Below are 26,644 nucleotides of genomic sequence, written 5' to 3' on the forward strand. Positions count from 1 at the left end.
AGCTAAAAGGAGCGACATGAGCCAGGGACGAGTCTGGATGCCAGGCCTGGAGGCGAGCCAACTTCCGAAGCTGCGCCTCCTGCTGGTACTGCTGCTGGTTGTGGCGGCCTTGGTGAGTGCCTTGGCAGTCACCACCACCAGCCATTTGACCCGGGTGCAATACGCCCGCCTTCAGCAGCTCGAGCGCGAGCAGAACCAGCTACAGACCGAGTGGGGGCAGCTGCTGCTCGAGGAGAGTGCCTGGTCAAGCCCGGCGCGTATCGAGCGACTTGCCAGTGAGCGGTTGGAGATGCGCCTACCCGATATCGAGAGGGTTGAGGTGATCGGCCCATGAGCACGACCCAGCGCCGCGCTGCCACACCACGTCGCCCGCCTCCCAGCGCTCCCTTGGGCGCTTTTCGCTACCGGCTGATGCTGGGGCTGATCCTGCTGGCCCTGTGCATGCTCGGCGCGCGTATCGCCTACCTGCACGTTATCGACCGCTCCTTTTTGCAGGGGCAGGGCGATGCCCGCACCTTGCGCGTCGAATCGATCAGCGCTCATCGGGGCATGATCACCGACCGCAACGGCGAGCCGTTGGCGATCTCCACGCCGGTGGTCAGTCTCTGGGCCAATCCTCAGGAGTTGCCGCCGGACGACATTCAGCGTCTGGTGCTGGCGAAAGCCCTGGATGTCGACCTGGATGACCTGAATGCGCGTATCGCCCGTTATTCCGAGCGTGAGTTCATGTATCTGCGCCGTCAGATGACGCCCGCCGATGCTCAGGAGGTTCTCGATCTCAACCTGCCGGGCATCTATCGCCAGCTCGAATATCGTCGCTACTATCCGTCGGGCGAGGCCTCGGCCCAGCTGCTTGGCGTGACCAACGTCGACGATCGTGGGCAGGAGGGGCTGGAGCTTGCCTATAACAATTATCTGTCAGGGACGCCGGGCAAGCGCCGGGTGCTCAAGGATCGTCGGGGCCGCCTGGTACGTGATCTGCACCTGCTCAAGGAGGCCGACCCCGGCGGTGAGCTGGTCCTGGCGATGGATCAGCGACTGCAGTACATGGCCTACCGGGAGCTCAAGGCGGCCGTTCAGGAGCGTAACGCCGACGGCGGCACCCTGGTGATGATGGATGCTCGCACCGGCGAAGTGCTGGCGATGGCCAACCAGCCGTCCTACAACCCCAACAACCGTGCCGGCCTCGATCCCCGCAGCCTGCGCAACCAGGCCATCGTAGACGTCTTCGAGCCAGGCTCGGTGATGAAGCCGCTGGCCATGTCCGCGGCCCTCGAGACCGATCGCTATTCGCCCGATACCGTGGTCGATACGTCGCCTGGCTGGATGCGTCTGGATAACCGCTTCACCATCCGCGACTTTCGCAACTACGGCAAGCTGACCCTGGGCGGAATTCTCAGGAAGTCCTCGAACATCGGCATGAGCCGCATTGCCCTCGACCTGCCCGATACGGCAGTGGTCGATACCTACCGCCGCCTCGGGCTCGGCCAGTCGCCGGGCACGGGCTTCCCGGGGGAAGCCGACGGCACCCTGCCGGCCCCGGTGCGTTTGGCCGACAGCCAGCGTGCCAGCCTGGCCTACGGCTACGGCCTGTCAGTGTCGGCCCTGCAGTTGGCCAGCGCCTATACGGCGATTGCCAACCATGGGCGCCGCTTGCCTCCTTCGCTTCTCAAGCGCGATGAGCCGCCCGAGGGGTCTGTCGTCATTGAGCCGCGGGTCGCCGATGAACTGCTTGGCATGATGGAGCAGGTGGTGCAGCCTGACACCGGCGCGCACCGTGGCGTTGTGCCTGGCTACCGGGTGGCCGGCAAGACCGGTACCGTGCACAAGGCGTCCGGAGGCGGCTACGAAGAGGACGCCTACCGCGGCCTCTTCGTCGGCATCGCCCCGGCCTCCGATCCGCGACTCGTCACGGTCGTGATGATCGACCATCCCCGTGGGGGAGACTACTATGGCGGCCTGGTCGCGGCGCCGGTGTTCTCGACCGTCGTCGGCAACGCCTTGCGCCTGCTCGATGTGCCGCCCGACCAAGATACTCTCCAAGATACTCCTTCGTCCGCCGACGCCCCTTGATTCCAGGAGACACGCATGCAGGTTGACAACTCGCGACTCCTCGCCAGCCTTGAGGCCTTCTGGCCCGGCATCACCGCTGCGCTTCCCGCCCAGCCCGAGGGGCCGCGCCGGTTGATCCAGGACAGCCGGCATGTGATCCCGGGCGATGTCTTCATCGCGCTGCCCGGCGTGCATGTCGATGGCCGTGACTATCTGACCCAGGCGCTGGAGGCCGGCGCCGCGCTGGTGCTTTGCCATTTCGATGCCGAGACGCCTCCCTATGAGGAAGCCGATGATCCACGGGTGCTGATGCTGACCGGCCTCAGTTACTGCGTAGGTGAGCTCGGCCGGGCACTGTTTCAGGTGCCGGAGCACCAGCAGCTGATCGGCGTCACCGGCACCAACGGCAAGAGTTCGGTAACGCACTACATCGCTGCCCTGAGTGAGGCCGTGGGTCGTCCCTGCGGACTGATCGGCACGCTGGGTAGCGGGCGCCCGGGGGCGTTGGTGGATAGCGGCCTGACCACGCCGGGCCCCCTGGCGCTGCAGGAAAGCCTCGCTGAGATGGCCGCCCAGGGCCTTAATCGCGTGGCCATGGAGGTGTCGTCTCACGCCCTCGATCAGCAGCGCCTCGAGGGTTGCAGGGTGCAGGCCGCGGTGTTCACCAACCTGACCCGCGATCATCTGGATTACCACAGCGGCATGGCCGACTATGCCGCCGCCAAGGCGAAGCTCTTCAAGCGCTCCGAGCTCGAGCTGGCCGTGGTCAATGGCGATGATTCGCTGGCGAGGCTGATGTTGGCCGGTCTGCCCAAGGGCGTCCGGGTGCTGGCCACCGGCGAGGACGAAGCCACCACCTTCAGAGTGCTCGATTGGGAGCCGTGCCCCGACGGCCAGCGAGCACTGATCGCCAGTCCCGATGGAGAGTTCGCGCTGGCGCTGTCACTGATGGGACGTTTCAACCTGGACAACGTCCTGCTGGCGATGGCCACACTCTACGGCCTCGGGGAATCCCTTGAGGATATCAGCGTGGCCGCGGGGCAGCTGGCCCCGGTGCCGGGGCGCATGCAGCCGCTCTTCCGGCCCGGCCAGCCGTCAGTGGTGGTCGATTACGCCCATACGCCGGATGCGCTGGACAATGCCCTGGCCGCGCTGCGGGCGCACCTGGGCAAGTCCGGCCAACTGTGGTGCCTGTTCGGCTGCGGTGGTGATCGCGATCGCGGCAAGCGACCGCTGATGGCCCGTGCGGCCGCTTCCCATGCTGACCGGCTGGTGATTACCGACGACAACCCGCGGGGCGAGGATGCGGCGGCGATTCGAGGCCAGATCCTCGAGGGGCTGGAACCGGCCCAGCGGGACGTGGCCCGGTGCATCGAGGGACGTCGCGCGGCGATTCGGGCCTGCCTCGAAGCCGCCGGACCGAACGATGTAGTACTGGTCGCGGGCAAGGGCCACGAGACGTATCAGGAGATTGGCGGCGTGCGTCATGACTTTTCCGATGCCGAAGAGATCACCCAGGCCTTGGATGACCTCGCGTCCTTGCCCGGTGACGCTGGGCCGGAGTCGCGTTCATGAGCGGCGCGGGCCTTGAGACCCTGGGGGAGCTGGCCGAGCTGCTGGACACGCCCTGTCCGGTCGAGCCGTCATCGCCGGTCGCGGGCATCACCACCGATACGCGGGCGCTGGCGCCCGGCCAAGTGCTGGTGGCGCTGATCGGCGAGCGCTTTGACGCTCACGATTACCTCGCTAAGGCGCGGGAAGCCGGGGCGCTCGCCGCGGTAGTCTCACGACCGGTAGAGGACCCGCTGCCCCAACTCGTGGTTGCCGATACCCGGCTGGCGCTGGGCGTGCTGGCCAAGGCCCGCCGCCAGGCCTGGGGCGGCCCCTTGGTGGCCGTCACCGGTAACAGCGGCAAGACCACGGTCAAGGAGCTGCTTGCCACGCTGCTCGCGGCAGGCGGCGAGGGACTCGCGACCCGCGGCAACCTCAATAATGACATCGGCGCACCGCTGACCCTGCTGGGCCTCGCCCCCGAGCATCGGCACGCCGTGCTTGAACTCGGCGCCAATCATCTCGGTGAGATCGCCTGGACAACGCTCTTGGCCGCCCCTCAGGTGGCGGTGATTACCAACGTCACCGGCGCGCATGTCGGCGAGTTTGGCGGCATGGGGCGCATCGCCCAGGCCAAAGCCGAAATCCTCGCCGGCCTCGGTGCCGACGGGGTGGCAGTGCTTAACCGTGACGATGTTTTCTATCCGCTGTGGCGGCGCCTGGCCGAGCCCCGCGAGGTGCTGGACTTCGGCTTTAGAGAAGGTGCCCGCGTGCGGGCAGCCGATCTGGTCTGCGACGACGAGGGCCGTTATGCGTTCACGCTTCTCGTCGACGAGCGCTCGCTGGGTCGCGTGCAGCTTGGCTTGCTTGGCCGTCACAATGTGGCCAACGCCCTGGCCGCCGCTGCGGCCGCTGTTGCCATGGGCCTCGATGAGGCCTCGCTGATGGCGGGCCTGTCGGCAGCGGCGCCGATGTCCGGCCGCCTGATGGCGGTGCCGGGAATCCGCGATTCACGTTTGCTCGACGATACGTATAATGCCAACCCCGGTGCGGTGAAGGCGGCGATAGACCTGCTGGCCGAGCTACCTGGCCCCCGCTGGTGTCTGCTGGGGGCCATGGGCGAACTGGGAGCGGCGTCCGAGCGGCTGCATGCCGAGGTCGGGCGCCATGCGCGGGAACGAGGGATCGATTTCCTCGGCACTCTGGGCGCGCCGGCCGAGCCGGCTAGCCAGGCCTTCGGTGAAGGCGGGTGTCATTTCAACGATTGGCAGGCGCTTGCACGCCATGCCCACAACCATCTTCCGCCCGGGGCCAGCGTATTGGTCAAGGGCTCGCGCAGCGCCGGCATGGAACGCCTGATTGCCGAGCTGCGCCTGGATGCATCAAGGTGAACGCGACCCATGCTGCTTTTTCTCGCCGAGCTACTGGCGCACTACAATAACGCCTTCAACGTCTTCAGCTACCTGACCCTGCGCATGATCCTGGGGACCTTGACGGCCCTGCTGCTTTGCCTTTGGCTGGGGCCGATGATGATCCGTCGTCTGGTCGAGCGCCAGATCGGTCAGGCCGTGCGCGATGACGGCCCCCAGTCACACCTTTCCAAGGCCGGTACGCCCACCATGGGCGGGGCGATGATTCTGATGGCGATGGCCGTCAGCACCCTCCTGTGGGGCGATTTGACCAACCACTATGTCTGGATCGTGCTCGGCGTCACCCTGGGCTTCGGCGCCATCGGCTGGGTCGATGACTTCCGCAAGGTGGTCGAGAAGAACCCCCGTGGTCTGCCGGCCCGCTGGAAGTACTTCTGGCAGTCGGTGATCGGCCTGGGCGCCGCAGTGCTTCTCTATCTGACGGCGGCAAGCCCGGTTGAAACCAGTTTGATCGTGCCGTTGTTCAAGGATGTGGTGGTGCCGCTGGGCCTGTTCTTCGTGGTGCTGACCTATCTGGTGATCGTCGGCAGCTCCAATGCCGTCAACCTCACCGACGGTCTGGACGGCCTGGCGATCATGCCCACCGTGCTGGTGGCCATGGGCCTCTCCGTGTTTGCCTACGCCAGCGGCAACACCGTCTTCGCCACCTACCTGCATATCCCGCTGATTCCCGGCGCCGGTGAGCTCGCCGTGTTCTGCGGCACCATCGCCGGTGCCGGCCTCGGTTTCCTGTGGTTCAACACCTATCCGGCCCAGGTCTTCATGGGTGACGTGGGTGCACTGGCGCTTGGCGCTGCCCTTGGTGTCGTGGCGGTGATCGTGCGCCAGGAAATCGTGCTGTTCATCATGGGCGGGGTCTTCGTCATGGAGACGGTGTCGGTGATTCTGCAGGTCGGCTCCTACAAGCTCACCGGACGGCGCATCTTCCGCATGGCGCCGCTGCACCACCACTTCGAGCTCAAGGGTTGGCCCGAGCCGCGGGTGATCGTGCGTTTCTGGATCATCACCGTGGTGCTGGTGCTGCTGGGACTCGCGACCCTGAAGGTGCGCTGATGGCTGTGGTCCCCAAGGGGATGACCCTGGTGGTGGGGCTCGGCGTCTCGGGCCGCGCCATTGCGCGACACCTGTCGCGTCTGGGTACTCCCTTCATGATCGCCGATACCCGCACGCTACCGCCGGGTCTCGAGGACGTACAAGCGGAGCATCCGGGTGTGGCTATCCACTGTGGGCCGCTTGACGAGCTAGACATGTCGGCGGCCAAGGAGGTGGTGCTGAGCCCCGGGGTCGACCCCAGGACGCCTGGCTTGCCGGCGTTGGAGGCCCTCGACGGCGAAGGCCGGCCGCGGCTGATCGGCGAAATCGCGCTCTTCGTGCGCGCGGCCCGCGCCCCCATCGCCGCCATTACCGGCGCCAACGCCAAGTCCACCGTGACCACCCTGCTCGGCGATATGGCCCGTGAGGCCGGCCGGCGCGTCGCGGTGGGCGGCAACCTGGGAACGCCGGCGCTGGAGCTGCTGGCAGAGATGCCCGATGCCGAGCTCTACGTGCTGGAGCTGTCCAGCTTCCAGCTCGAGACCACGCCTTGGCTCGGCGCCGAGACGGTGGCCTTTCTCAACCTCTGCGAAGACCACCTGGATCGCCATGGCGACCTGGCGGGCTATCGTGCCGCCAAGCTCGGTATCTTCCGCGGAGCGGCTCATGGCGTCGTCAACGCCGATGACCCCATGACCTGGCCGACTTCGCCGCTACCGGCGCTGGATCGTTTCACTACCGAGGCGCCAGCCGATGATGACTGGGGGATTGCGGCGCATGACGACGGCCAGGGCACGGTGCCCTGGCTGATGCACGGCGACACCCCGCTGATGCCGGCTGCTGCGGTGCGCTTGCCCGGGCGTCACAACCAGGCCAATGCCCTGGCCGCGATGGCCATGGGGCGTCGCCTGGGGCTGCCGCTTGCCGCCATGCGGACGGTGCTAGAGCGTTTTGCCGGGCTTGCCCACCGTGGCGAGCTGGTGGCCAAGGTCAACGACATCGCCTGGATCAACGATTCCAAGGGCACCAACGTCGGCGCCACTCTGGCCGCCATCGAAGGCCTGGGGCCGACACTTGACGGCCGCCTGGTGCTGTTGGCCGGCGGCGTGGGCAAGGGAGCTGATTTTGCTCCGCTGGCCGCGCCGCTGGCGCGTTATGCCCGTGAGGTGGTGGTATTCGGTGCCGATGCCGAGCGTCTGGCCGCGGCCTTGGAAGAGGGTGTGACCGTAACCCGGGTCGATGATCTGGTATCAGCACTGGTGCGGGCGCATGCCATTGCTCGGCCCGGGGATGCGGTGCTGCTCTCACCGGCCTGTGCGAGCCTCGATCAGTTCCCCAACTATATGGCTCGCGGGGACGCCTTTCGTGACTGGGTACTCAAGACGCTGGGAGAGGGCACATGAAAGGGCTACGCGAACGGTTGTCCACCGCGCATCAGCCCTTCGATGGCTGGTTGCTGCTGTCGGCTCTTGCGCTGATGCTGGTGGGTTGGGTGATGGTCACCTCGGCTTCCAGCGAAGTCGCATCGGGACTTACCGGCAATCCCTTCTACTTCAGTATTCGCCATGGCCTCTTCGTGCTGGTGGCGATTGCGGTCGGCTATGCGGTGCTGTGGGTGCCGCTTGGCTGGTGGCGGGTCAATGGCCAGTTTCTGCTTGGCGTCGCCATCTTCCTGCTGCTGGTGGTGCTGGTCGTCGGCCGCGAGGTCAACGGCAGTACCCGCTGGCTGTCGGTTCCCGGCCTACCCGTAAATTTGCAGCCCTCCGAGATCGCCAAGCTGTGCATGATCGCCTACATGGCCGGCTATCTCGAGCGTTACCTGCCGGCGGTGCGCAAGACCTGGGGCGCCTTCCTGCGGCCGTTGCTGGTGACGGGGGTGGTCGCCTTCCTGCTGATTCTCGAGCCCGACTATGGCTCGGTGGTGGTGATAACCGGCTGCGTGATGGGCATGCTGCTGATGGCAGGGGCGCCGATGTGGCGCTTCTTGCTGCTGTTGGTGCTGTTGGCGGCTCTTGGACTTCTGCTGGCGATCGCCGAACCTTATCGCATGGCGAGGCTGACCAGTTTCTCAGACCCCTGGGCGGATCAGTTCGCCAGCGGCTATCAGTTGACCCAGGCGTTGATTGCCTATGGCCGCGGCCACTGGTTCGGTCTGGGGCTGGGTAACAGCGTGCAGAAGCTTTTCTACCTGCCTGAGGCACATACCGATTTCGTCTTCGCGGTCATTGCCGAAGAGCTCGGTCTGGTAGGCGCCATAACGGTGGTCGGGCTCTTTGCCCTGCTGGTCATTCGGGCGCTGGCGGTGGGTCGGCGCGCGGAGCTGGCCAAATTGCCGTTCGCTGCCTACCTCAGCTACGGTATTGCTCTGATCATCGGCGCTCAGGCTTTCATTAACATCGCGGTGAGTACCGGCATGCTGCCGACCAAGGGCCTGACCCTGCCGCTTCTGAGCTACGGCGGCTCGAGCCTGGTGATCAGCGCCGTCATGGTGGCGCTGCTGCTGAGGGTCGATATCGAGACTCGACAGGCCGTGCGTCGGGCTCGCCCGACGGCTCCCAAGCCCTCGCCGGGCAAGGCCCAGCCTAACCAGACACCGACCCGCAGGGAGAGCGCGCGTGAACGAACCAAGACTTGAGCGGGTGCTGATCATGGCCGGCGGCACCGGCGGGCATGTGATCCCGGCGCTGTCGCTGGCTCGCGGCCTCGAGGCCCGTGGCGTGCGCGTCGAGTGGCTCGGCAGCCCGCGGGGCATCGAGAATCGCCTAGTGCCCGAGGCCGATATTACGCTTCACCACATCGACATTGCCGGCCTGCGCGGCAACGGGCCGGCGGGATGGCTTTCGGCCCCCTGGCGGCTGAGCCGAGCCATCTGGCAGGCCCGGGGGGTGATCGCCCGTTTCAAGCCGGACCTGGTGGTGGGAATGGGCGGTTTTGCCAGTGGCCCGGGTGGCCTGGCGGCCTGGCTGACCCGTTGTCCGCTGCTGATCCACGAACAGAATGCCGTGGCCGGCATGACCAACAAGGCGCTTTCTCGGCTTGCGCGGCGGGTCTATGCCGCCTTCCCGGGCGCCTTTTCAGGCCATGCCGAGGTGATCGGCAACCCGGTGCGCCCCGAGATCGCCGCCCTGGGCGAGACGCCCCGGGATGAGGCCACGCTGCGCAGTCGTCCGCTTCGCCTGCTGGTAGTGGGGGGGTCTCTGGGTGCCAAGGCGCTCAACGATCATCTGCCGGCGGCGCTTTCCAAGCTCGCACCGGAAAAACGACCCGAGGTTCGTCATCAGGCCGGGCGCGACAAGGACGCGGCGACCCGCGAGAGCTATGCCGCCCAGGGCGTCAGCGCCGAGGTCAGTGCCTTTATCGACGACATGGCCGCCGCCTATGACTGGGCCGATCTGGTGGTATGTCGTGCAGGCGCCCTGACCGTGGCTGAGCTGGCGGCGGCCGCCAAGCCTGCGCTGCTGGTGCCTTTCCCGCATGCGGTGGATGACCACCAGACTGCCAATGCCCGGGTGCTGCTGGATGTCGGCGCCGGTGAACTGATGCCTCAGGCTGAGATCACGCCGGCCGCGCTCGCCGCGCGGCTCGAGACGCTCTTGGTCCCCGATACCCTGGCCACCATGGCGAGCCGCGCCCGAGCCAACGCTCGGCTGGATGCCGTCGATCGCCTGGTGGCCGGTTGCATGGAGATAGACAGTGAACGATAGCAAGCAATCCCCGCTGGCTGGCGGTGACGTCCGAGGGCCCGGCATGCGGCGCATCCGGCGCATCCATTTTGTCGGCATCGGTGGCGCCGGCATGTGCGGCATCGCCGAGGTGCTGGCCAATCAGGGCTACCAGGTCAGCGGTAGCGATGTGAAGGAATCCCCGGTGGTCGCCCATCTTCGCCAATGCGGCATCCGCGTGGCGTTGGGGCATGCCGCCGAGAACGTCGAGCAGGCCGATGTGGTAGTAGTCTCCACGGCCATCGATCCTTCGAATCCGGAGATTCGCTGGGCCCAGGAGCACCGCGTACCGGTGGTGCGCCGCGCCGAGATGCTCGCCGAGCTGATGCGCTTTCGCCACGGCATCGCCGTGGCAGGCACCCATGGCAAGACCACCACCACCAGTATCACCTCGACGCTGCTGGCCGAGGGCGGGCTGGACCCGACCTTCGTGATCGGTGGCAAGCTGACCAGTGCCGGTACCAATGCGCGTCTCGGCGAAGGTGACTATCTGGTCGCCGAGGCCGACGAATCGGACGCGTCTTTCCTGCATTTGCAGCCGATGGTGTCCATCGTCACCAACATCGACGCCGACCACATGAGCACCTACGGCGGCGACTTCGAACGCCTCAAGGGCACCTTCGTCGAGTTCCTGCACAATCTGCCGTTCTACGGCCTGGCCGTGCTGTGCATCGACGACGAGCACGTGCGGGGGCTGTTGAGCCAAGTGCATCGCCAGTTCGTCACCTACGGCTTCAGCGAAGACGCCGACTACCGCATCACCGAGTTCGTCCAGGACGCCGGTGAAGTGCGTTTTACCGCGCTGCGCCCGGACGGTCAGTCGCCGCTGGCGGTGCGCCTGGCGATGCCAGGTGAGCACAATGCCCTCAATGCCCTGGCGGCGATCGCCGTGGCCTGCGATGCCGGTGTCTCTGACGCCGCTATCCTCAGCGGCTTGGCCAGCTTTGCTGGCGTCGGTCGCCGCTTCCAGGTGCATGGCAACTTTCCGGCGCCGAGCGGTGAGGGCGAGGTCATGCTGGTTGATGACTACGGCCACCATCCCCGCGAAGTGGAAATGGTGATTCGGGCGATTCGTGCCGGCTGGCCCGAGCGGCGACTGGTGATGGTCTATCAGCCGCACCGCTATTCGCGTACCCGTGACCTGTACGAGGACTTCGTGCGGGTGCTGTCGGGGGTCGATACGTTGGTGTTGCTGGACGTCTATGCCGCAGGCGAGACGCCGATTCCCGGCGCCGAGGGCAAGACGCTGGCCGGTTCGATTCGCCAGCGCGGTCGGGTCGATCCGCTGTTCGTCGAACACAAGGCGGAACTCCCCGACCTGCTCAAGCGCATTCTGCGCCCCGACGATATCCTGATCACCCAGGGCGCCGGCGATGTCGGCGGCATCGCGCTGGGGCTCGCCGAACAACGCCTCGAGCTCGATAAGGTGGTGCTATGACGGATGATGCAATGATGACGAGCCCAGGAACGGGCGCCGAGCGCTTTGGCCGGGTGGTCGTCGTTTATGGTGGTGCATCCGCCGAGCGCGAGGTGTCGCTGATCAGCGGCAGTGCGATCCTTGCCTCTCTCAAGCGTAGCGGCGTCGATGCCATTGGCTATGACCTGGCCGAAAACGGCCTGCCGGGCCTGCAGGCGCTGGAACCGGATCGGGTCTTCATCGCCCTGCACGGGGGCGTAGGCGAAGACGGCACCCTCCAGGGGGCGCTGTCGCTGCTCGAAATTCCCTTTACCGGCAGCGGCGTGCTGGCCTCTGCGCTGGGCATGGACAAGCAGCGCACCAAGGCCGTCTGGCACAATGCCGGGCTGCCCACGCCCGAGAGCCTGAACCTGGACGCTGCATCTGACTGGCGGGCCGTCTGCGAAACGCTGGGTTTGCCGCTGATCGTCAAGCCGGTACACGAGGGGTCGACTCTGGGTATCACCATCGTCGAGAGCCCCGAAGCCCTCGAGGCCGCGTATCGTGACGCCTCGCGTTTCGATGCCGCCGTGATGGCGGAACGCTTCGTCAGGGGCCCCGAATATACGGTGTCGCTGCTTGGCGACAGCGTGCTGCCGGCGATCCGGGTTGAAGTCCCTAGCGGCTTCTATGACTACGAGGCCAAGTATCTTTCCAACGAGACCCTGTATCATCTGCCGTGCGGCCTCGGTGCTGAAGACGAAGCGGCGCTTGGCGACTTGAGCCGTCACGCCTTCGAGGCTATCGGAGCTGACGGCTGGGGGCGGGTCGATGTGATGCGTGACGCCGACGGGCATTTCTGGCTGCTCGAGGTCAACACCGTGCCGGGCATGACCGATCATAGCCTGGTGCCGCAAGCGGCGGCTCATGCTGGCATCGGCTTCGATTCGCTGGTGCTGCGCATTCTCGAAAGCAGCCTCAACGCTGCGCGGGAGACCTGACCGGTAATGGAGCGCTCCCGAGGGCCCTGGCTGGGCCTGATCCTGTTCATCGTGCTGCTGGTAGCCGGCGGCCGCGTGATGTGGCTGTGGCTGGACCGCCCCATTGAGCGAGTATCGATTCGTGGCGAGCTCGAGCACGTCAACGCCGACTATCTGCGTGACCAGCTGGCGCCGCTGGTTGAAGGGCAGTCGTGGCTGGCACTTGATCTCGGCGATCTGCGTCAGCGAGTGCGTGATATCGGCTGGCTTGACGAGGTGAGGGTGTCGCGTCAGTGGCCTGATGCCCTGACCCTAGAGCTCTTCGAGCAGGAACCGGTGGCACGCTGGCATGATGATGAACTGCTCAATTCCCGCGGTGAGCCCTTCGCTTTCGGCTCGGTGGCCCCCCCTGAGGGGCTGCCCGACTTGGCTGGGCCGGATGGCAGTGGGGCTGAAGTACTGGCTTATTATGACCGTTTGCGGCAACAGCTCGCGACGCTGGGCGTCGACATTCGTCAGCTGCGCCTTGAGCCTCGAGGGGCCTGGCGTATGCAGTTCGGTAGCGGTGTCTGGATCATGCTGGGGCGCAGCGATCGGGATGCTCGGCTGGCACGACTCGAGTCTGCATGGCGTCGTCAATTGGGAAGCGAGGCGTCGCAAATCCGCTACATCGATCTGCGATACCCCAACGGCGTGGCGGTTGCCTGGCACGGTGAGACTGCACCAGTCGAGCCGTGAAGATTGAATGAGGACGGACACCTTTTTTCGGTGCAGCTCCCGCCAGGTGGGAGTTCAAGGTGTTTCTTTCCGTGAAAAAACCGCTTATTGTGTGGCAGGTTTTTATGCTGGGGTGGTGAAAGTAGGGTAGTTGTTCCTATAATTGCCTCAATGCAACTTTTTTGCGGATTCACGGATGATCATCCGGACAGTTTCTAGGAGTATTCCCGACCCATGGCAGGACATTCCAACGCTTCTAATATGGTAGTCGGGCTGGATATCGGAACATCCAAGGTGGTGGCGATCGTCGGTCAGCCCAGCGACGATGGCGGCATCGAAATTGCCGGCATCGGGTCGCATCCCTCCCGGGGGATGAAGAAGGGTGTGGTGATCAATATCGAATCGACCGTTCAATCGATTCAGCGAGCCGTCGAGGAAGCCGAGTTGATGGCCGGCTGCGACATTCATTCGGTCTATGTCGGGATTGCCGGTAGTCATATCAGTTCGATGAATTCCGATGGCGTAGTCGCCATCAAGGATCGCGAAGTGTCCTATTCCGACATCGAGCGCGTGATTGATTCGGCGCGAGCGAGAGCGATATCTGAGGGCCAGCGTGTGCTGCACGTGTTGCCTCAGGAGTTTGCCATCGATACCCAGGAAGGCATTCGCGAGCCGCTGGGGATGTCGGGTGTGCGCCTCGAGGCACGGGTGCATCTGGTAACGGCGGCGCTCAATGCCGTGCAGAACATCGAGAAATGCGTGCGGCGCTGCGGTCTCGAAGTCGATGCGATCATCCTTGAGCAACTGGCATCAAGCCATGCGGTGCTCACCGAAGATGAGCGGGAACTCGGTGTCTGCATGGTCGATATCGGCGGCGGAACGACCGATATAGCGGTCTTCACCGAGGGGGCGATTCGCCATACGGCGGTCATCCCCATTGCCGGTGATCAGGTTACCAATGACATCGCCATGGCCCTGCGTACGCCGACCCAGTATGCCGAGAACATCAAGGTCAAGTATGCCTGCGCGCTGACCCAGTTGGCCGCCAGCGATGAGATGATCAAGGTGCCGAGCGTCGGCGACCGCCCCGCACGAGACCTGTCGCGACAGGCGCTGGCCGAGGTGGTCGAGCCACGCTACGAGGAACTGTTTACGCTAGTCCGAGAAGAGTTGCGCCGCAGTGGATTCGAAGACCTGGTCGCTGCTGGGGTAGTGCTGACAGGCGGCACATCACGCATGGAAGGCGTGGTGGAGCTTGCCGAAGAGATCTTCCACATGCCTGTGCGTATCGCTTGCCCTCAAAACGTTCGAGGGCTCGCCGATGTGGTGCGTAACCCGATTTATTCGACAGGAGTCGGTTTGCTACATTACGGCATGCGTGATGCTAGGCAGGGTCAGGGCCGGGTCGTTTCGGCGCAGCCGAAAAGGGAGGACGTCTCCCGGGGATTCAAGGAAGCGATGCCGGCCCTAGAGAAAATCAAGGGCTGGTTCAAAGGAAATTTCTGACACGGACCGCATGCGGTCCAGGAGACGGGGCATATGTTCGAACTGGTTGATAACGCACCTTCAAGCAGTGCGGTCATCAAAGTGGTCGGTGTTGGTGGCGGTGGTGGCAATGCCGTCAATCACATGGTCGAGAGCAATATCGAGGGCGTAGAGTTCATCTGTGCCAATACCGATGCTCAGGCCCTCAAGCGTGTGGCCGCCAAGACTGTCCTCCAACTGGGTAGCGAGATTACCAAAGGACTTGGCGCGGGTGCCAATCCTGAGGTTGGTCGCCAGGCAGCGATGGAAGATCGCGAGCGCATCGCCGAGTTGCTGGAAGGTGCCGACATGGTGTTCATCACCGCCGGCATGGGCGGTGGCACCGGCACCGGCGGTGCACCGGTGGTCGCTCAGGTGGCCAAGGAGCTTGGCATCCTGACCGTTGCCGTGGTGACCCGCCCGTTCCCCTTCGAGGGACCCAAGCGCATGCGCGCAGCCGAGGAGGGCATGAAAGAGCTCTCCGAACACGTCGACTCGCTGATCACCATTCCCAACGAGAAGCTGCTGTCGGTGCTTGGCAAGAGCGCCAGCCTGCTGACCGCTTTCAGCGCCGCCAATGACGTGCTGCTGGGCGCCGTCCAGGGTATCGCCGAGCTGATCACCAGCCCCGGTATTATCAACGTCGACTTTGCTGACGTGCGAACCGTGATGTCAGAGATGGGCATGGCGATGATGGGCACGGGTGGTGCTACTGGCGAGAACCGTGCGCGAGAGGCCGCAGAAAAGGCGATTCGCAGCCCGCTGCTCGAAGATATCGATCTGCATGGTGCCCGCGGCATTCTGGTCAACATCACGGCAGGTCCGGATCTGTCCATCGGCGAGTTCAATGACGTCGGTGCGACCGTTCAGGAGTTTGCCTCTCAGGATGCCACCATCGTGGTCGGAACTTCCATTGACATGGAAATGTCCGACGAGCTGCGTGTCACTGTGGTGGCAGCGGGTCTCGATGGTCGCGCACCCAAGACAGCCTCTGCTCCGCGTGAAACGGCAGCTTCGCGTCCTGAGGCCACCGATTATCGCACCCTGCAGCAGCAGCCTGCGGTGATGCGTCAGCAGGCCGCTAAGACGGCCGACCAGGAAGCCGCCAAGGCTCGCGCCGATCAGCGCAAGGCCAAGGATATGGATGACTACCTGGATATCCCGGCATTTCTGCGTCGTCAGGCCGATTAAGCCAATCTATTGTTGACATAGGGTTCGCCGGGGTGAGTTTTCTTTGTTGAAACATTCGTTCGATGGTATAGTGAACACTGTTTGATAACTACATATCACGGCTCGGCGATTGCCCATGATTAAGCAACGTACTCTCAAGAACACCATCCGCGCCACTGGCGTGGGTCTACATTCGGGCGAAAAGGTCTGTTTGACCCTGCGTCCGGCACCGGTCAATACCGGCGTTATCTTCGTTCGTACCGATCTCACCCCCGAGGTGCAGATACCGGCGAATGCCAACCTCGTGACCGACACTTCGCTGTGCACGTCCCTGTCTCAGGGTGACGTCAAGGTAGCGACGGTCGAGCACTTGATGTCTGCCTTTGCAGGCCTGGGTATCGACAACGTCTTTGTCGAACTGAGCGCCGGCGAGGTCCCGATAATGGACGGCAGCGCGGGTCCCTTCGTGTTCCTGATCCAGTCAGCAGGTATCGAAGAGCAGGCGGCGGCCAAGACCTTCATTCGCATCAAGCGCGAAGTAGTGGTCCGCGATGGCGATAAGGAAGCCATTTTCCTGCCTCATCACGGTTTCAAGGTTTCCTTCTCCATCGACTTCGATCATCCCGTGTCGGAGCTGCGTAACCAGACGGCGGTCGTGGACTTCTCCACCACCTCCTTCGTCAAGGAAGTGTCCCGGGCCCGTACCTTCGGTTTCATGCGTGATCTGGAATTCCTGCGCTCCCAGAACCTGGCGCTGGGCGGCAGCCTGGACAACGCGGTGGTGGTTGATGATTACCGCATCATCAACGAAGGCGGCCTGCGTTACGACGACGAGTTCGTCAAGCACAAGGTGCTGGACGCCATCGGCGATCTCTATCAGCTCGGTCACAGCCTGATTGGCGAATTCCGCGGTGTGAAGTCCGGCCATGCGCTCAACAACCAGCTTTGTCGTGCCATGCTGGCTCAGACTGACGCTTGGGAGCTGGTGACCTTCGAGGATGCTCACCAGACCTCTCCGATCTCCTACGCGGCTCCGGCCATGGCTTGATACTTCGGGGCACATACCCCTCGCCGAGTCGTTGTCATGGCAGGCAAGATAGCCGCTGATGACATGATTGCTTGACGCCGTTTCCCGTTTGGGAAGCGGCGTTTTTTGTGGGTGCCCAGGACACGGCGCTCGCAAACCGGGCTAGTGAGTGGCGTTTGGGAGGCGTCGTGCGGGACACGTCGTGTGGGCTAGGTTGTATGGGATGGAGCGTGCCTGGGATAGATCGTGTGGGATGGATCGTGCGGGCTATGCCGAAGCGTGATAGGGCGAGGTTGATAGTTCGTGGTTGATAGTTCGTGGTTGATAGTTCGTGGCGAAAGGTCATGAGCGGAAGGTCGTGCCGAAAGCCCACGTAGGTCAAATCAGTCCGGCTGGCTAGTCCTTGTCCTTGTCCGCGCCTTTGTCCTGGTCGTCAGCGTGGGAAGCCAGGCGCTCGAGGGCGCGCTTTAGCCGTGGGTCTTCGGTATCTTCGGCGCAGCTGGCGATCTCTCCGGCGGCGCTGGTCGACAGCCGCCGGCTATGACGCGGCGGGGCCTTGGGAGGGCGGACCGGGCGGACCTTGAGCGTAAACCCCAGCACGGCTTCGAATTCTGGCCGACGTCTCAGCAGGTCCAACAGCCGGGGTTGTTCGTAGCGCAGCCAGGTGAGCCAGACCGCGCGATCGGTGATCAGGGTCAGCTTACCGTCCCGGTAACCGCCCACGAACACGTGCTCGCGGACTTCCTCGGGAAGATGCTCGCGCAGTTCCTGCTGGGCCCGGTCGATCAGGCCGGCCATGCGCATCAGGCCGCCGAGCTCACCGCGGCCGCCGAGCAGCGACGTGACGGGCTGGGCGCGGAAACGCTTAACCTTTATACTCATGGGCTGCACTTTTGACGCCAAACGATAACCGGCAATCTATCATGCCCGCGAGACCTCCAACAGCATGAAAGGCTCTACTAACGCTAGCCCAAGTCGGCCTGCCGATACGGCCTCGCGCCGTCGCACGCGCTGGTGGCTGGCAGGCTTGCTGGTGGGCTGCCTGTTGCCGGCGGGCCTGGTACAGGCGGACGGCGTGCGCCTGATCGAGCGGGTGGTGCATATCTGTTGGCTAGCGCCGGCGGTCATCCGTGCCGAAAGCCGCCGTCAGGCGAGTCAACGCCGCTGGCGGCCGCTTCGTCGCTGGCGCCTTCAGTTGCCGAATCGCCCGCTGCCACGCAAGGTGGTGCGGGTTCCCGCCGCCGCCCATGATGTGCTGACCCGTCGCGGCCCCCCTTGCCAAACCGTCTGATATGCCCGCCCGCTGGGCGGATAGTGGGCGCCAGTGCCTGGCCAAGGTGCTCGGGCCCGTATTCGGATGCTTGGTAGAGAACGGACGTTTCATGATTAATAATTTATTGCGCAAAGTGGTCGGCTCCAAGAACGACCGCGAGGTCAAACGCTTTGGCAAGGTCGTTGCCAAGATCAATGCCATGGAGGCGGAGTTCGAGGCCCTCGACGATGCCAGCCTCCGGGCCAAGACCAGTGAGTTTCGCGAGCGTCTGGCGGCGGGAGAGTCACTCGACGCGCTGCTGCCCGAGGCCTTCGCCGTGGTGCGTGAGGCCAGCAAACGCGTCATGGGCATGCGCCATTTCGATGTGCAGATGATCGGCGGCCTGGCGCTGAACACCGGGCGTATTGCCGAGATGAAGACCGGCGAGGGCAAGACGCTGGTGGCCACCCTTTCCGTGTACCTGAATGCGCTGCCCGCCAAGGGCGTGCACGTGGTCACGGTCAACGACTATCTGGCGCGCCGTGACGCCGAGTGGATGCGTCCGCTCTACGAACGCCTGGATTTGACGGTGGGGTCGATCTATTCCGGCCAGAATTCCGATGAAAAGCGCCAGTCCTATGCCTGCGATATTACCTACGGCACCAACAACGAGTACGGCTTCGACTACCTGCGCGATAACATGGCCTTCTCCCTCGAGGACAAGGTTCAGCGCGGGCTTCACTACGCCATCGTCGATGAGGTCGACTCCATCCTTATCGATGAGGCGCGCACGCCGCTGATCATCTCCGGCCCGGTGGAAGAAAACACCGAGCTCTACAAGGTGATCAACCGCCTGTCGACTGACCTGGTGCGAGGCGAGCAGAGCGAAGACGATGATGTGCCGCCGGATGGCGACTTCGTGCTCGATGAGAAGCAGAAGCAGGTCGATATTACCGAGGAAGGCCACCACAAGGTGGAAGCGCTGCTGCGCGGCGAAGAGCTGCTCGGTGAGGATGAATCCCTCTACGCCGCCCAGAACCTCAACCTGCTTCAGCACATGCATTCTGCGCTGCGTGCGCGGCATCTCTACCAGCGCGACGTCGACTACATCATCGACGACGGCCAGGTGGTGATCGTCGATGAGCACACTGGGCGCAGCATGCCTGGCCGTCGCTGGTCCGAGGGGCTGCACCAGGCGGTCGAGGCTAAGGAAGGCGTCACCGTTCAGCGCGAGAGCCAGACGCTGGCCTCGACCACGTTCCAGAACTACTTCCGCCTCTACGAGAAGCTTTCCGGCATGACCGGGACCGCCGATACCGAGGCCTTCGAGTTCCGCCAGATCTACAGCCTGGATGTGATGGTGATTCCCACCAACCGCCCGCTGATTCGTCGCGATCTTAACGATCTGGTCTATCTCACCGGCGAGGAGAAGTTCGAAGCGATCATCAAGGATGTTCAGGCCGAAACCGAGGCCGGTCGTCCGGTGTTGGTGGGTACTGCCTCGATCGAAACCTCGGAGTATCTGGCCGATCTGATGCGCAAGGCCGGCATGAACTTCAACGTGCTCAACGCGAAACAGCACCAGAGCGAGGCGCAGATCATTGCCCAGGCCGGTCGCCCCGGCGCGGTGACCATCGCCACCAACATGGCCGGTCGCGGTACCGACATCATGCTCGGCGGCAGTTGGGAAGCTGAAGTCGCCGAGCTCGAGAGCCCCGACGAGGCTAAGATCGCGGCCATCAAGGCCGCCTGGCAGGAACGTCATGATGCCGTGCTGGCCGCCGGTGGCCTGCATGTGGTCGGCTCCGAACGCCACGAGTCACGGCGCATCGACAACCAGCTTCGCGGCCGCTCCGGCCGTCAGGGGGACCCGGGTTCGACGCGCTTCTTCCTGTCGCTGGAAGACAACCTGATGCGTCTGTTCGGTTCCGATCGGGTACAGCGATTAATGCAGGCGCTGGGGCTCGAACGGGGTGAGGCCATCGAGCACAAGATGGTCTCCAACGCCGTCGAGCGTGCCCAGAAGAAGGTCGAGGGTCGCAACTTCGATATCCGCAAGCAGCTGCTTGAATACGACGACGTGGCCAACGACCAGCGTCGCGTGATTTACGAGCAGCGCAACGACATCCTCGAGGCCGAAGAGGTCTCCGAGAACGTGCTGGGCATTCGCGACGAGGTGCTGGACGAAGCGATCAGCGACTTCGTGCCGCCCCAGAGTCTGCCCGAGCAGTGGGACCTGACCGGGCTAGAGGCCCACCTCAAGGCCGAGTTCAACCTCGATACCCCGGTGACCCAATGGTCCGCCGAGGATGCCCGCCTCAGCGAAGAGCAGCTGCGCGAGCGTCTGCATGAGGCGCACCGCAAGCTGTATGAGGAAAAGGTGGCCGCGGTCGGTGAGCCCCTGATGCGCCGCTTCGAGAAGCAGGTGATGTTGCAGGTGCTGGATACTCGCTGGAAGGAGCACCTCCAGTCGATGGATCATCTGCGTCGCGGTATCCATCTGCGCGGCTACGCCCAGAAGAATCCCAAGCAGGAATACAAGCGCGAAGCGTTCGAGCTGTTCCAGGGGCTGCTCGCCAACATCAAGGCCGATATCACGCGCATCCTGAGCCACGTCCAGGTGCGTCGCCAGGAAGAGGTCGAGGAGCTCGAACAGCAGCGCCGTGAGACGCTGGCTCGTGAGCAGGCCGGCGCCGCCAGCCGCCATGACGAAGCCGCGGCGAGCGCCGCTGAGGCGCCTGCCGATCAGCCGGCTACCGAGGGTGGCGATGGTCGTCCGGTGCGTCGCGAGGGGCCCAAGGTGGGGCGCAACGAGCCTTGCCCCTGCGGGTCCGGCAAGAAGTACAAGCAGTGTCACGGCACGCTTAATTGATCGCTGCCGGCGTCGTCGCCGGCGGACAACGAACGAGGGAGTAAATGCATGGCAGTGGGTGAAACGGTCTTTCCGCAGATGCCGGTGATCAAGGGCCTGCGTCTTGGCACCACCAGTGCGGGTATCAAGAAACCGGGGCGTCGCGACCTGGTCGTGATCGAGGTGCCGGAGGGCGCCAGCGTCGCCGGCACCTTTACCCGCAATGCATTCTGTGCGGCGCCGGTTCAGGTGGCCAAGCGTCACCTGGCGGCACGCTGCGAGCGGGGCCTGGCCCCGCGCTACTTCGTGATCAATACCGGCAATGCCAATGCCGGGACCGGTGCCGCCGGCATGCGTGATGCGAAGGCCAGCTGCGACGAGCTCGCACGGCTGGCCGGCGTCGAGGGCGAGGCGGTGTTGCCGTTCTCAACCGGTGTGATCGGCGAGCCCATGCCCATGGAGCGACTACTGGGAGCATTGCCCCAGGCTCTCGAGGCGCTTCGCGAAGATGGCTGGGAGGATGCAGCCGAGGGTATTCTGACCACCGATACCCGGCCCAAGGGCGCGACCCGTACGCTCACCATCGAGGGCGAGACGGTGACCCTCGCCGGCATCAGCAAAGGGTCGGGGATGATCCAGCCCAACATGGCCACCATGCTCGGGTTCGTGGCGACCGACGCCGCCATTCCCCAGCGGCGGCTTGAAGCCTTGTTGCGCGACGGCGTCAGCCGCTCCTTCAACTGCATCACCGTGGACAGTGATACCTCCACCAACGATGCCTGCATGCTGGTGGCTACCGGGCAGGGTGCGACGCTCGAGAGCGACGAAGCGCTCGAGGCGTTCCGCGCCGCCCTCGATGAGGTGCTGATCGAACTTGCTCAGGCGGTCATCCGCGACGGTGAGGGGGCGACCAAGTTCGTTACCCTCGAGGTCGAGGAGGCCACCTCGCGTCAGGAGGCCCTGGACGTGGCCTTCACGGTGGCGCATTCCCCGCTGGTCAAGACCGCGCTCTATGCCTCGGATGCCAACTGGGGTCGCATTCTGGCCGCGGTGGGGCGTGCCCCGGTCGCTGACTTCGATGTCGACCGAGTGGTGATCGACTTGGGCGACGTGCGACTGGTCGAGCAGGGCGGACGTGCCGACGGCTATACGGAGGCCGCCGGCAGCGCCGTGATGGCGGGCGAGGAGATTCCCATCCGCATTCGATTGGGACGCGGAGAGGCCCAGGCCACCGTCTGGACCTCTGATCTGTCCCACGACTATGTCTCCATCAACGCCGACTACCGCAGCTAGGCCTGGCCTGCTGTTGCCGCGATGCCCCTCAGGGCGCACTGCGGGTCGCGCGTTATTCATGTTTGAAAGGTAATACACACAATGGTCAAGAGAAGGGTACATGTGGCTGCCGCCGCCATCGTCAGCGAGGATACGACCCAGGTGTTGATCGCCCGGCGCCCCTCCAACGTCGATCAGGGCGGCCTGTGGGAATTTCCCGGCGGCAAGCTGGCGCCCTATGAAACCGGCTTCGAGGCCCTGAAGCGTGAGCTGCACGAAGAGCTCGGCGTCGAGATTCAGCGCGCCCAGCCGTTGATCCGGGTCAATCATGAGTATCCCGACAAGCATATCCTGCTGGACGTGTGGCAGGTGCATGCCTTTTCCGGCGAGCCGTTCGGTCGTGAGGGTCAGGCCGTGCGCTGGGTCGACAAGAATGACCTGTTCAACTATCCCTTCCCGGCGGCCAACCTGCCGATCCTGCGGGCGGTGATCCTGCCTACCGAGTGTCTGATCACCGCGGAGGAGGACGACGATGAGGTCTTCTTCACCAAGCTCGAGCGGGCGCTGGTCGAGGATAAGGTGCGTCTAGTGCAGTTGCGTGCCAAGCAACTGGATCGCGATGCCTATCTGGCTCGCGCCGAGGGCGCTCTGGCGCTGTGCCGGAAGCATGGTGCTCGCCTGCAGCTCAATGGTGAACCCGAGCTTCTTGATGAGGTGGACGCCGACGGCATTCACCTGACCAGCGAGCGACTGATGAGTCTCGAGCGCCGCCCGCTGGCCCAGGGCAAGTGGCAGTCTGCCTCGACCCACAACAGTGAGCAGCTTGAGCAGGCCGGCCGAATCGGCTGTGATTTCGTGACGCTGTCGCCGTTGCGCACCACGCCGACCCACCCGGATGCGGCGCCGCTTGGCTGGCACGACTTCCAGCAGCTGGTGGAGACCGCTGCCATGCCGGTCTTCGCACTGGGTGGCATGACCCGCTTCGATGCCAACCATGCGCGTGCCGTAGGTGCCCAGGGGATCGCCTCCATACGCGATTTCTGGAAGTAAGCGCTTACGCGTTTAAGGGCCGCAGCGTCGCGCCGCGGCCCGGCACGATAGTCAGTACCAAGAACCCCCGTCAGGCATCCTGGCGGGGGTTCTTGGTGTGGGCGGCGCAGGGCCAGACCGGGAGGGAGGGCTCAGGTGGGCAGCACGAGGCCGGTTCAGTCCCTGAAGCGTCGGCTCAGATCGCCGTAGGCATCGATGCGCCGATCGCGCAGGAAGGGCCAGATGCGTCGCGTGTCTTCGGCGCGGCTCATGTCGACTTCGACCAGCAGGCGTTGGCTGTCTTCGCCGGCATGGGCCAGCAGCTCGCCCTGAGGACCGCAAACGAAGCTGCCGCCCCAGAAGTCGATGCCGTCGCTGGCACCGCTGTGGTCGGGTTCGTGGCCAACGCGATTGGCGACCAACACCGGCAGGCCGTTGGCGACGCCATGGGCGCGCTGGATGAGCGTCCAGGCGTCCTTCTGGCGGGCTTTCTCGTCGGCCTCGTCGGCGGGCGTCCAGCCGATGGCGGTGGGATAGAGCAGCAGTTCGGCGCCGGCCAGGGCCATCAGGCGGGCCGCCTCCGGGTACCACTGATCCCAGCAGACCAGCAGACCCAGGCGACCGACCGAGGTGTCGATGGGCGCAAAACCGCCCAGCGTGTCCCCGGCGGTGACGCCCTCGGCGTCTCCGGGGGTGAAGTAGAATTTCTCGTAAAACCCGGGATCGTCGGGAATATGCATTTTGCGGTAGTGGCCGACGGCGCCCTGCGCCCGGTCATAGACCACTGCGGTATTGTGATAGAGTCCGGCGGCTCGGCGCTCGAACAGCGAACCGACCAGCACGATATCGAGCTCGGCGGCCAGCGCCGCCAGCCGGCTGCCGGTGGGGCCGTCCAGCGGCTCGGCCAGATCGAATACCGCCGGGTCCTCGTACTGACAGAAATAGTGGCTGGCATGCAGCTCCTGGAGCAGCACCAGCTCGGCGCCCCGGGCTGCGAGCTCGCGGACACCCGCTTCGGTCTCATCGAGGCTTTGTGCCTTGTCGGGCCAGGCGCGCTGCTGGACCAGGCCAACGGTTAAGGTCTGGGACATGCGATCACTCCTGAGCGTCGGCGGCTGAATGGTTGTCAGCGTCGTGGCTAGCGTCGCTGGCAAGGTGAGAGGCGGTCAGGCTGCCCTCAGGCAGCTGCATGGTCAGGCAATGCAGGCTGCCGTGCTGACGGATCACCTCACGACAGTCGATGGGCACCAGATCGCGGTCGGGGAAGGCGGTGGCCAATGCGCTAAGCGCGATGCTGTCTGTGGCATCGCCATAGGTTGGCACCAGCACGGCGCCGTTGATGATCAGAAAGTTGGCGTAGGTGGCCGGCAGGCGGTGGCCGTCCTCTGGGTCGAAGCAGGGCCGTGGCCAGGGCAGCGGGATCAGCCGGTAGGGCGTACCGTCGGCCTGGCGCAGCGCCCTGAGTTCATCTTCCATGGCGCAAAGCGCGGCATAGTGCGCATCCTCGGGGTCATCACAGCGCACATAGGCGATGGTCTGCGGGTCGCAGAAGCGCGCCAGGGTGTCGACATGGCTGTCGGTGTCATCGCCTTCCAGATGGCCGTGTGCGAGCCACAGCACCCGGGTCACGCCGAAGTCCTCGGCGAGCCGGGCCTCGATGGCTGCCCGGTCCAGTTCAGGGTTGCGGTTTTCATTGAGTAGGCAGGCTTCGGTGGTTAAAAGCGTGCCTTCGCCATCGCTCTCGATGGCGCCGCCTTCAAGAATCAGCTCGCGGGATTCAAGCGGTGCGGCGAAGACGCCCTGATCGGCCAGTGCACGATTCAGGGCATCGTCACGCGCGGCGGGAAACTTGCCGCCCCAGCCGGTGAAGCAGTAGTCGAGCAGGGTGAGCCTGCCATCACGCTCGACTGCGATCGGCCCGTGGTCCCGCGCCCAGCTGTCATCGCTTGGCACCACGCAGAACACAAGTCTGTGCGCGGGGACACCGAGATGGGCAAAGGTGGCCGCCAGGCGCCTGTGGGTGTCGATATCGGCGACACTGATCAGCACGCGCTGGTAGCGGGCGATGGCCACGACCATACGCTCGAGCGTGGCTTCGATCCGCGACAGCATGGGGCCCCAGTCGCTGTCGGCACCCGGCCAGGTCAGTTGCACGGCATCTTGTTGATGCCATTCGGGGAACAAGCGGTTAGCCATCGCAGTCTTCTCACGGGTATGCTCATCGGGGCCTTGCCCCGGGGACGGCGCAATGTAGGGTGGGCGCCGCCGGGATGCAAGGGATCCGACGCAGGATAATCGCCTTGCTCCTCGTGGCGCACATGCGTCGCCAGGCAAAAAACCGTACCATGAGCGCCCGCTGACAAGGAACCGATCGCGATGCTCGACCGTCTGCCATTTATGCTTGGGCTGCGCTACGTGCGCGCCAAGCGACGCAATCACTTTATTTCCTTCATTTCCCTGACCTCGATGCTTGGGTTGATGCTCGGTGTCGCCGTGCTGATCCTGGTGCTGTCGGTGATGAACGGCTTCGATCACGAACTGCGATCCCGGGTGCTGGGCATGGTGCCCCACACCCGCATCGAGGCGCCGTCAGGGATGACCGACTGGCAGCCGCTGGCTGAGCACCTGATGCAGCGCGAGCGGGTGATCGGCGCCGCGCCCTATGTGCAGCAGCAGGGCATGTTCTCGATCGGCGGGCGCAATGAAGGCGCCATGGTCAATGGCATCGACCCGGATGCCGAGGCCAAGGTGTCGATCATCGATGAGAACATGGTTCAGGGTAGCCTCAACGACCTGAAGCCCGGGGAATGGAAGGTGGTGCTCGGTGAGCTACTGGCCAGGCGGCTGGGCGTCGGAGTGGGCGACCGCGTCACCCTGCTGGTACCCGAGGCCTCGATCACCCCGGGCGGGGTCTTCCCACGCCTGAAGCGCTTCACCGTGAGCGGGATCTTCAGCGTCGGCGCCGACCTGGACGCCAGCCTGGCCTATGCCCATATCGCCGACATGCAGACCCTGGCGAGGATGGGCGATGCCGTCGGAGGGCTGCGCCTGGAGTTCGATGACCTCTTCGCTGCCCATGGCGAGACCCGCAAGATCATCGATGAACTGGGGCCAGGCTATCGCGGCATCGACTGGACCCAGACCCACGGCAACCTCTTCCAGGCGATCCAGATGGAGAAGCGCATGATCGGTCTGCTGTTGGCCGTGATCGTCGCCGTCGCCGCCTTCAATATCGTCTCGACCCTGGTCATGGTGGTCACTGACAAGAAGGCGGATATCGCCATTCTGCGCACCATCGGCGCGACGCCTGGCTCGATCATGGGCATCTTCATCGTCCAGGGGCTGGCGATTGGCATCATCGGTATCCTGATTGGTCTGGGCGTCGGGGTGACACTGGCGCTGACGATTGCCGACCTGATCGCCTGGTTCGAGGCGGCCACTGGCATCCATTTCCTGGACGCCAACGTCTACTTCATCAGCTACCTACCGTCTCGCCTGGAATGGTCCGATGTGGGCGTGATTATCTCGGCGGCCTTCGGGTTGACCTTCCTGTCCACCCTGTATCCGGCCTGGCGCGCCTCGCGCATCCAGCCGGCTGATGTGCTGCGCTACGAATGAGGCCCTCGATGAGTAAGGAGA

The 26,644-nt window shown here is 64.5% G+C and carries 22 protein-coding genes; 19 read left to right on the plus strand and 3 right to left on the minus strand.

The window, feature by feature from the left end; translation table 11 throughout:
* The first annotated feature begins 16 nt into the window (after positions 1-16).
* The 14 genes from ftsL to lpxC all read left to right on the plus strand — a co-directional run bounded on the left by ftsL (position 17) and on the right by lpxC (position 16,622).
* Positions 17-334, plus strand: coding sequence for a cell division protein FtsL (gene ftsL, locus Q2K57_RS12665; RefSeq protein ID WP_304525271.1), 318 nt, complete (start codon positions 17-19; stop codon positions 332-334).
* Positions 331-2,073, plus strand: a complete 1,743-nt coding sequence (locus Q2K57_RS12670; RefSeq protein ID WP_304525272.1) for a penicillin-binding protein 2 — start codon at positions 331-333, stop codon at positions 2,071-2,073. The genes ftsL and Q2K57_RS12670 overlap by 4 nt, the downstream gene beginning before the upstream one ends.
* 15 nt (positions 2,074-2,088) lie before the next feature.
* Positions 2,089-3,627 carry a UDP-N-acetylmuramoyl-L-alanyl-D-glutamate--2,6-diaminopimelate ligase gene (locus Q2K57_RS12675; protein WP_304525273.1) on the plus strand — a complete coding sequence of 513 codons (1,539 nt, stop codon included), beginning with the start codon at positions 2,089-2,091 and terminating at the stop codon, positions 3,625-3,627.
* Positions 3,624-4,994, plus strand: a complete 1,371-nt coding sequence (murF, locus tag Q2K57_RS12680) for a UDP-N-acetylmuramoyl-tripeptide--D-alanyl-D-alanine ligase (protein ID WP_304525274.1) — start codon at positions 3,624-3,626, stop codon at positions 4,992-4,994. The genes Q2K57_RS12675 and murF overlap by 4 nt, the downstream gene beginning before the upstream one ends.
* Before the next feature lie 9 nt (positions 4,995-5,003).
* On the plus strand, positions 5,004-6,086 hold the full coding sequence (mraY, locus tag Q2K57_RS12685) for a phospho-N-acetylmuramoyl-pentapeptide-transferase (RefSeq protein ID WP_112053342.1): 1,083 nt from the start codon (positions 5,004-5,006) through the stop codon (positions 6,084-6,086).
* Complete coding sequence (gene murD, locus Q2K57_RS12690; RefSeq protein ID WP_112053341.1) at positions 6,086-7,468, plus strand: UDP-N-acetylmuramoyl-L-alanine--D-glutamate ligase; 1,383 nt, start codon at positions 6,086-6,088, stop codon at positions 7,466-7,468. The genes mraY and murD overlap by 1 nt, the downstream gene beginning before the upstream one ends.
* Positions 7,465-8,700, plus strand: coding sequence for a putative lipid II flippase FtsW (ftsW, locus tag Q2K57_RS12695; RefSeq protein ID WP_304525275.1), 1,236 nt, complete (start codon positions 7,465-7,467; stop codon positions 8,698-8,700). The genes murD and ftsW overlap by 4 nt, the downstream gene beginning before the upstream one ends.
* A gap of 13 nt (positions 8,701-8,713) precedes the next feature.
* Positions 8,714-9,769 (plus strand): undecaprenyldiphospho-muramoylpentapeptide beta-N-acetylglucosaminyltransferase, encoded by a 1,056-nt coding sequence (murG, locus tag Q2K57_RS12700; protein ID WP_304526698.1) that lies wholly within the window; start codon positions 8,714-8,716, stop codon positions 9,767-9,769.
* Positions 9,770-9,812: 43 nt separating this feature from the next.
* Positions 9,813-11,225, plus strand: a complete 1,413-nt coding sequence (gene murC, locus Q2K57_RS12705) for a UDP-N-acetylmuramate--L-alanine ligase (protein WP_112053594.1) — start codon at positions 9,813-9,815, stop codon at positions 11,223-11,225.
* Positions 11,222-12,184 carry a D-alanine--D-alanine ligase gene (locus Q2K57_RS12710; protein ID WP_304525276.1) on the plus strand — a complete coding sequence of 321 codons (963 nt, stop codon included), beginning with the start codon at positions 11,222-11,224 and terminating at the stop codon, positions 12,182-12,184. Before murC ends, Q2K57_RS12710 begins: the two co-directional genes overlap by 4 nt.
* Positions 12,185-12,190: 6 nt before the next feature.
* Positions 12,191-12,901 (plus strand): cell division protein FtsQ/DivIB, encoded by a 711-nt coding sequence (locus Q2K57_RS12715; protein WP_112053339.1) that lies wholly within the window; start codon positions 12,191-12,193, stop codon positions 12,899-12,901.
* A 213-nt stretch (positions 12,902-13,114) separates the two neighbouring features.
* Positions 13,115-14,386, plus strand: coding sequence for a cell division protein FtsA (ftsA, locus tag Q2K57_RS12720; RefSeq protein ID WP_112053338.1), 1,272 nt, complete (start codon positions 13,115-13,117; stop codon positions 14,384-14,386).
* A gap of 33 nt (positions 14,387-14,419) precedes the next feature.
* Positions 14,420-15,595, plus strand: a complete 1,176-nt coding sequence (gene ftsZ, locus Q2K57_RS12725) for a cell division protein FtsZ (protein ID WP_304525277.1) — start codon at positions 14,420-14,422, stop codon at positions 15,593-15,595.
* 115 nt (positions 15,596-15,710) lie between these two features.
* Positions 15,711-16,622, plus strand: a complete 912-nt coding sequence (gene lpxC, locus Q2K57_RS12730) for a UDP-3-O-acyl-N-acetylglucosamine deacetylase (protein ID WP_112053336.1) — start codon at positions 15,711-15,713, stop codon at positions 16,620-16,622.
* A gap of 375 nt (positions 16,623-16,997) precedes the next feature.
* Here the strand turns inward: lpxC and Q2K57_RS12735 are convergent, their stop codons facing one another.
* A complete protein-coding gene (locus tag Q2K57_RS12735) occupies positions 16,998-17,483 on the minus strand; it encodes a DUF721 domain-containing protein (RefSeq protein ID WP_112053335.1) in 486 nt (161 codons plus the stop codon).
* A 64-nt stretch (positions 17,484-17,547) separates the two neighbouring features.
* Between Q2K57_RS12735 and Q2K57_RS12740 the strand changes: the two genes are divergently transcribed.
* The 4 genes from Q2K57_RS12740 (at position 17,548) to Q2K57_RS12755 (ending at position 23,026) form a co-directional block, all read left to right on the plus strand.
* Positions 17,548-17,892 carry a hypothetical protein gene (locus Q2K57_RS12740; RefSeq protein ID WP_304525278.1) on the plus strand — a complete coding sequence of 115 codons (345 nt, stop codon included), beginning with the start codon at positions 17,548-17,550 and terminating at the stop codon, positions 17,890-17,892.
* A 91-nt stretch (positions 17,893-17,983) separates the two neighbouring features.
* Positions 17,984-20,725 (plus strand): preprotein translocase subunit SecA, encoded by a 2,742-nt coding sequence (gene secA / locus Q2K57_RS12745; protein ID WP_304525279.1) that lies wholly within the window; start codon positions 17,984-17,986, stop codon positions 20,723-20,725.
* A gap of 48 nt (positions 20,726-20,773) precedes the next feature.
* Positions 20,774-21,997 (plus strand): bifunctional glutamate N-acetyltransferase/amino-acid acetyltransferase ArgJ, encoded by a 1,224-nt coding sequence (gene argJ / locus Q2K57_RS12750; RefSeq protein WP_112053332.1) that lies wholly within the window; start codon positions 20,774-20,776, stop codon positions 21,995-21,997.
* An 81-nt stretch (positions 21,998-22,078) separates the two neighbouring features.
* Complete coding sequence (locus Q2K57_RS12755) at positions 22,079-23,026, plus strand: Nudix family hydrolase (RefSeq protein ID WP_304525280.1); 948 nt, start codon at positions 22,079-22,081, stop codon at positions 23,024-23,026.
* 155 nt (positions 23,027-23,181) lie between these two features.
* Here Q2K57_RS12755 and Q2K57_RS12760 read toward each other — a convergent pair whose 3' ends face one another.
* Positions 23,182-24,096 (minus strand): carbon-nitrogen hydrolase, encoded by a 915-nt coding sequence (locus Q2K57_RS12760; RefSeq protein WP_112053330.1) that lies wholly within the window; start codon positions 24,094-24,096, stop codon positions 23,182-23,184.
* A 4-nt stretch (positions 24,097-24,100) separates the two neighbouring features.
* Positions 24,101-25,201 carry an agmatine/peptidylarginine deiminase gene (locus Q2K57_RS12765; protein ID WP_304525281.1) on the minus strand — a complete coding sequence of 367 codons (1,101 nt, stop codon included), beginning with the start codon at positions 25,199-25,201 and terminating at the stop codon, positions 24,101-24,103.
* Positions 25,202-25,381: 180 nt separating this feature from the next.
* Here Q2K57_RS12765 and Q2K57_RS12770 point away from each other — a divergent pair, with 180 nt between their 5' ends.
* Positions 25,382-26,623: a lipoprotein-releasing ABC transporter permease subunit gene (locus Q2K57_RS12770; RefSeq protein ID WP_112053328.1), complete on the plus strand. Its 1,242-nt coding sequence runs from the start codon at positions 25,382-25,384 to the stop codon at positions 26,621-26,623.
* Positions 26,624-26,644: the final 21 nt, after the last annotated feature.

It is taken from the genome of Halomonas sp. I5-271120 (assembly GCF_030553075.1).
In the GTDB taxonomy this organism is placed as follows: Bacteria; Pseudomonadota; Gammaproteobacteria; order Pseudomonadales; family Halomonadaceae; genus Onishia; species Onishia taeanensis_A.